General features: G+C 64.2%; 6 protein-coding genes. All 6 read left to right on the forward strand.

Features of this window, described 5'->3' with window-relative positions; translation table 11 throughout:
• On the forward strand, positions 1–884 hold an 884-nt coding region (locus tag KAK11_RS21540), incomplete at its 5' end, for a molybdopterin dinucleotide binding domain-containing protein (RefSeq protein WP_210811686.1).
• A complete protein-coding gene (gene narH / locus KAK11_RS21545; protein ID WP_210811688.1) occupies positions 881–2413 on the forward strand; it encodes a nitrate reductase subunit beta in 1533 nt (510 codons plus the stop codon). The genes KAK11_RS21540 and narH, both read left to right, overlap by 4 nt.
• 2 nt (positions 2414–2415) lie before the next feature.
• Positions 2416–3120: a nitrate reductase molybdenum cofactor assembly chaperone gene (gene narJ / locus KAK11_RS21550; RefSeq protein ID WP_210811689.1), complete on the forward strand. Its 705-nt coding sequence runs from the start codon at positions 2416–2418 to the stop codon at positions 3118–3120.
• A complete protein-coding gene (narI, locus tag KAK11_RS21555; protein ID WP_210811691.1) occupies positions 3117–3860 on the forward strand; it encodes a respiratory nitrate reductase subunit gamma in 744 nt (247 codons plus the stop codon). Before narJ ends, narI begins: the two co-directional genes overlap by 4 nt.
• Before the next feature lie 14 nt (positions 3861–3874).
• Positions 3875–4633 (forward strand): peptidylprolyl isomerase, encoded by a 759-nt coding sequence (locus KAK11_RS21560; RefSeq protein ID WP_210811692.1) that lies wholly within the window; start codon positions 3875–3877, stop codon positions 4631–4633.
• Between the two features lie 8 nt (positions 4634–4641).
• The coding region (locus KAK11_RS21565) for a carbonic anhydrase (RefSeq protein ID WP_310737854.1) at positions 4642–5053 on the forward strand (412 nt) is incomplete at its 3' end.

Genomic DNA, 5053 nt, shown 5'->3' on the forward strand with positions numbered 1-5053 from the left:
CCCCCGAGACCAACGGCCATGTGGCCGTCAAAGCCTGGGAGGCGCTGGAGAAGGCCACCGGCCGCGAGCACAAGCACCTGGCCTTGTACCGCGAGGACGAAAAGATCCGCTTTCGCGACATCCAGGCTCAACCGCGCAAGATCATCAGCTCACCCACCTGGAGCGGCATCGAGAGCGAGACTGTCAGCTACAACGCCGGCTACACCAATGTGCATGAGCTGATCCCTTGGCGCACCCTCACTGGTCGTCAGCAGTTCTACCAAGATCATGCCTGGATGCTGGCCTTTGGCGAGGGCCTCTCCAGCTACCGGCCGCCGGTGGACATGAAGGCCACGGCCGCCATGCACCAGCAGCGGCCCAACGGGCACCCGGAGATCTTGCTGAACTTCATCACCCCGCACCAGAAGTGGGGCATCCACAGCACCTACACAGACAACGTGATGATGCTGACCCTGAGCCGGGGCGGCCCCATCGTTTGGCTCAGCGAGGAAGACGCCGCCAAGGCCGGCATTGTCGACAACGATTGGGTGGAGCTGTTCAACGTCAACGGCGCAATTGCGGCCCGCGCGGTGGTCAGCCAACGTGTCAACCCAGGCATGGTGATGATGTACCACGCCCAAGAAAAGATCATCAACACCCCGGGCTCCACCATCACGGGTACACGCGGTGGCATCCACAACTCGGTGACGCGCATCGTGCTCAAACCCACGCACATGGTGGGTGGCTATGCGCAGCAGAGCTGGGGCTTCAACTACTACGGAACCATTGGGACCAACCGCGACGAGTTTGTGGTGGTGCGCAAGATGGACCGGGTCGATTGGCTGGACACGCCAGTCGGCGAAGACAAGGTCGCACTGGTGCAGGCCCAAGGAGAGAACGCATGAAGATAAGAGCCCAAATCGGCATGGTGTTGAACCTGGACAAGTGCATCGGCTGCCACACTTGTTCGGTCACCTGCAAGAACGTCTGGACCAGCCGCCCTGGCCTGGAATACGCCTGGTTCAACAATGTGGAAACCAAGCCCGGCATTGGCTACCCCAAGGCCTGGGAGAACCAAGACAAATGGCAAGGCGGCTGGGTACGCAAGGCCAACGGCCAGATCGAACCGCGCCAAGGCGGCAAGTGGAAGCTCTTGATGAAGATCTTCGCCAACCCGCGCATGCCGGAGATTGACGACTATTACGAGCCCTTCACCTTCGACTATGCGCACCTGCAAAGCGCACCCGAGATGAAGGCCAGCCCCACGGCACGCCCGCGCAGCCTGATCACCGGCCAGCAGATGGACAAAATCGTCTGGGGCCCGAATTGGGAAGAGATCTTGGGCGGCGAATATGCCAAGCGCAGCGAAGACGCCAACCTGGCCAACTTCGACGCCGCGCAAAAGGCCATGATCGGTGAGTTTGAAAACACCTTCATGATGTACCTGCCGCGCCTGTGCGAGCACTGCCTCAACCCGGCCTGTGTGGCGTCGTGCCCCAGCGGCAGCATCTACAAGCGCGAAGAAGACGGCATCGTGCTGATCGACCAAGACAAATGCCGGGGTTGGCGCATGTGCGTCTCGGGCTGCCCGTACAAGAAGATCTATTACAACTGGAAGAGCGGCAAGGCCGAGAAGTGCATCTTCTGCTACCCGCGCATCGAGGCGGGCCAGCCCACGGTGTGCAGTGAAACCTGCGTGGGCCGCATCCGCTACCTGGGCGTGCTGCTGTACGACGCCGACCGCATCGAACAGGCCGCGAGTGTGGAGAAAGACAAAGACCTCTACCAGGCCCAGCTCGACCTCTTCTTGGACCCGAACGACCCGGCCGTGATCGCCCAAGCCCGTGCCGATGGCATCCCCGATGCCTGGCTGGAAGCGGCGCGCAAAAGCCCCGTCTACAAGATGGCGGTGGACTGGAAGGTTGCGCTGCCGCTGCACCCGGAGTACCGCACCCTGCCCATGGTGTGGTACGTGCCGCCGCTGTCACCCATCACCGCCGCCACCCAGGCGGGGCATGTGGGTAGCAAGGGCCAGATCCCGGACGTGGCGCAAATGCGCATCCCCGTGCAGTACCTGGCCAACCTGCTGACAGCCGGTGCAGTAGAGCCGGTGGAGCAGGCGCTGGAGCGCTTGCTGGCCATGCGCGCCTTCCAGCGCAGCAAGCATGTGGACGGCGTGCACAACGCCGAGGTGCTGAAGCAGGTGGGGATGAGCGAGCACATGGTGGAGGACATGTACCAAACCATGGCAATTGCCAACTATGAAGACCGCTTTGTGATCCCCAGCACCCACCGCGAATATGCCGAGAACACCTTCAATGTGCGCGGCGGCTGCGGCTTCAGCTTTGGCAACGGCTGCTCTGAGGGCAGCAGCGACACCAGCCTGTTTGGCAGCGAGAAGCGGCGCACCATTCCCATCAAGGCGGAGATCTGAGCATGAAGAAACTCTTTGCTTCTTCGCCCAAGCCGATGGCCCGCAGCCTGCGGGTGCTGGCCCGCTTGCTGTCTTACCCCGACGCTCCCCTGCGCCAGCACCTGCCAGAGCTGCAAGCCGCCCTGCACCAAGAGCAAGCGCTGGGGGCAACCCGCTTAGCCGAACTGGATGGGCTGATCGCCCACCTGCAGCGCCAAGCCCCATTGGAGGCCGAGGCCGACTATGTGCAGCTGTTTGACAGCGGACGACGCACCGCGCTGTGCCTGTTTGAGCATGTGCATGGCGACTCGCGCGAGCGCGGCCCGGCCATGATCGACCTGGCCCAGACCTACGAGAAAGGCGGGCTCTATTTGGCGGAGGGCGAGATGCCCGACGACCTGCGGGTGCTGCTGGAGTTTTGCTCCACCCAGCCGCCCAAAGAGGCCGCCAGCTTCTTGAGTGAAATCGCCCATTTGCTGAACGTGATCTTCAGCGCCTTGGCGCAGCGCCAGAGCCGCTATGCCAGCGTGCTGGGCGCCTTGCTGGACTTGGCAGGCCACCCGGCCGAGGCCGTGCCCATTGCCGCCGAAGAACCCTTGGATGAAAGCTGGCAAGAGCCCGTGGCCTTTGATGGCTGCAGCAGTGCCGGTCAACGCCCAGGCAGCAGCCAGACCCAACCCATTCACCTGGTGCGTCGCAACGCCCCCCGCACAGGAGCCACGCCATGAACTCGCATTCCGATCTCAGCCTGTACCTGCACGACTTCTTCTTCACGGTGTATCCGTACATCTGCTTGGCCGTGTTTTTCATGGGCAGCTTGGCGCGCTTTGACCGCGACCAATACACCTGGAAGAGCGACTCCTCGCAGCTGCTGCGCCACGGCATGCTGCGTTGGGGCTCCAACCTGTTTCACCTGGGCATCTTGTTTCTGTTCGTCGGCCACTCCGTGGGCATGCTGACACCGCATGCCTTGTACGAGTCCTTCATGACCCCGGCGCAAAAGCAGATGCTGGCCATCGTGGCCGGGGGTGTGGCTGGGGCCGTGTGTTTTGTGGGCTTGACCATGCTGCTGTGGCGGCGTTTGTTTGACCCGCGCATCCGCCTGACCAGCCACCGCACCGACATCGCCATCTTGCTGATCTTGTGGGTGCAACTGACCCTGGGTCTGGTGACCCTGCCCTTCTCGCTGGCCCATGCGGATGGCAGCGTGATGTTGATCTTGGCTGACTGGGCGCAGCGCATCGTCACCTTCCGGCCCCAAGCGGCCAACCTGATCGAGCTGGCTTGGCCTTACAAGGTGCACATGGTGCTGGGCATGACCATCTTCTTCCTCTTCCCCTTCAGCCGTCTGGTGCATGTCTGGAGCGGGCTGGCGTCGGTGGCCTATCTGTGGCGTCCGCATCAGTTGGTGCGCTCGCGCCGCCTCAATGTGCCCCCCGGCCACAACACCCCGCAGCGTCAACTCTGAAGGAGCCCCTCCTCATGCTCGCCACCATCAACGACATTGCACTGCAAGGGCCCGACGAGGCCTTAAGCCCCGCCGAGTTGCGCCAGCGCGCCTGCACCGAGCTGCTGCGCCAAGCCGCCCAGCGTGACGGCCTGCTGCCTGCTGACGACGCCGTGCCCGAGGGTGGAGCCATCACAGAGGCGGCGCAGGCCGCCATCGAGCAGTGGTTGGCCCTGCACTTGCCCGAGGTACCGGTGGACGAGGCCGCCTGCCGCCGCCACTTTGCCGCCCAGCCGCAACGCTGGGCGCAGGGTGAACGCGCGCTGGTGCGACACATCCTGTTTGCCGTGACACCCGGCGTGCCGCTGGCCCCGCTGCGCCAGCGGGCCGAGGCCTGCTTGTTGAACCTGCGCGTGGCCGACAGCCAAGGCCCGGCCTTTGCGCTAGCCGCTGCGGAGTGGTCCAACTGCCCCAGCGCGGCCCAAGGCGGTGAGCTGGGCTGGCTGGCCGCAGCCGACTGCGCTCCAGAGTTTGCGCGCGAGGTGTTGGGCCAGCCCGAGGTGGGCGTATTGCCCCGCCTGGTCTGCACCCGTTTTGGTTTGCATGTGGTGGAAGTGCTGGCCCGTGAGCCGGGCCTACAGCCCGACTTTGAAGCCGTGCGCGAGGCAGTGGCCTTGCACTTGCAGCAGCACCACTTTGCGACCGCCCTGGGCCAGACCTTGCGGCAACTGGCGGCCCAGGCCACCGTGTGCGGCGTGGCCCTGGAGGCCGATGACGCGCCGCTGATGCAGTGAGCCCGGCCATGGACGACGAATGGCTGGCCCGCCTGCGGCATTTTCATGACCAGGCCTTTCCGGACCACCAGCAGACCTTTCAGACGTTGGTGAGTGAAGGCCAGCACCCGACCACCTTGTTCATTGGTTGTTCCGATTCGCGCTTGGTGCCCTACCTGCTGACGGGCACCGGCCCGGGCGAGTTGTTCTTGGTGCGCAATGTCGGAGCCTTCGTACCGCCCTGGGATGGTGCCTGCGGCGGGCCGCTGGCGGGCTACCACGGCACCGCCGCCGCCATTGAGTTTGCCGTGCTGAGCCTGGCCGTGCGCCGCATCATCGTCTGCGGGCATAGTCACTGCGGCGGCATTCGCGCGCTCTACACCGGTGTGCCACCTGAGGCCCGTAACCTGCATCAGTGGTTGGACCTGGGGCGCGCAGCCG

The organism is Ideonella paludis, from assembly GCF_018069865.1.
Lineage (GTDB): Bacteria > Pseudomonadota > Gammaproteobacteria > Burkholderiales > Burkholderiaceae_C > Ideonella > Ideonella paludis.

Excerpts from the sequence above, each read along its gene's own strand:
- narI (WP_210811691.1), top strand. The coding sequence starts at position 3,117 with ATGAACTCGCATTCCGATCTCAGCCTGTACCTGCACGACTTCTTCTTC.
- narJ (WP_210811689.1), top strand. The coding sequence starts at position 2,416 with ATGAAGAAACTCTTTGCTTCTTCGCCCAAGCCGATGGCCCGCAGCCTG.
- KAK11_RS21560 (WP_210811692.1), top strand. The coding sequence starts at position 3,875 with ATGCTCGCCACCATCAACGACATTGCACTGCAAGGGCCCGACGAGGCC.
- narH (WP_210811688.1), top strand. The coding sequence starts at position 881 with ATGAAGATAAGAGCCCAAATCGGCATGGTGTTGAACCTGGACAAGTGC.